Annotated in this window: 2 protein-coding genes; one reads left to right on the forward strand and one right to left on the reverse strand. The window is 64.1% G+C overall.

Annotated elements, in window-relative coordinates:
• Positions 1 to 471 (forward strand): sigma-70 family RNA polymerase sigma factor (locus tag A5699_RS27310; protein WP_067776778.1); only part of this gene is annotated, 471 nt, incomplete at its 5' end.
• On the opposite strand, the gene A5699_RS27315 is transcribed toward A5699_RS27310, so the two are convergent.
• Positions 447 to 988: sigma-70 family RNA polymerase sigma factor (locus tag A5699_RS27315; protein WP_067776781.1), on the reverse strand; the 542-nt coding region annotated here is incomplete at its 5' end. The two genes, A5699_RS27310 and A5699_RS27315, sit on opposite strands and share 25 nt — an antisense overlap.

Genomic DNA, 988 nt, shown 5'->3' on the forward strand with positions numbered 1-988 from the left:
CTCAAGGCCTACAGCGGTTTTCACACGTTCAAGCCAGGATCGAATGCGCGCGCATGGCTGTTTCGGATCATGTACAACAACTGGATCAACAGCTATCGCGCCCGCCAACGCGCCGTGGGTGAGCAACTGTGTGAAGACATCACCGATTGGCAGGTGTCCGCCGAGGGGCGGCATACATCTTCGGGTTTGCGGTCAGCGGAAGTGGAAGCGCTCGAAGCGATGCGCGACGACGACATCGCGGACGCACTGGACGCGATCCCTGCGGCCAACCGGATGACCGTGTACTTCGCCGACGTCGAGGGCTACCACTACCGCGAAATCGCCGCCCTGATGGGCACACCCGTCGGAACCGTGATGTCCCGACTGGCCCGCGGACGAAAGCGGCTGCGGGAGTTGCTCGCCGACGTGGCCCGGGACCGTGGCATCGGCCGCGACGCCGGTAAGGTTCAGGCTGCCGTGCCGTTGTCCTGACTCCGGGCCAGATACCCTCTGGCAACCGCAGTTTCGGCGAGCAGCTTACGCAGATTGCGACGCGCCCGGTGCAACCTCGACATCACAGTGCCAACCGGAATGTCCATGAGCTCAGCGATCTCCTTGTACCGGAAGCACGCGACGTCGGCGTAGTACACGATGACCCGCTGGAAATCGGGCAGTGCCTCCATGGCCCGCCGCACCTCGTCGTCGCCCATGGATTCCAGCGCGGCGAGCTCGGCCGAGGCCAACTCGATCGGAGAACCGGCCAGCGCCGCGGCCAGTTGGGCGTCGGTGACCGATTCGGCCAGCACCTCCTCGGGCCGACGCTGCGTCGTGCGGTACGAGTTGATCCAGGTGTTGTACATGATCCGAAACAGCCATGCGCGCGCATTCGATCCTGGCTTGAACGTGTGAAAACCGCTGTAGGCCTTGAGAAGTGTCTCCTGCACGAGGTCTTCGGCGTCGTACCGGTTGTGGGTCAGGCGGCGCGCACCACGTTCGATCTGCTCGCCGT

This window comes from Mycobacterium sp. E802, from assembly GCF_001666875.1.
Taxonomy (GTDB): domain Bacteria; phylum Actinomycetota; class Actinomycetes; order Mycobacteriales; family Mycobacteriaceae; genus Mycobacterium.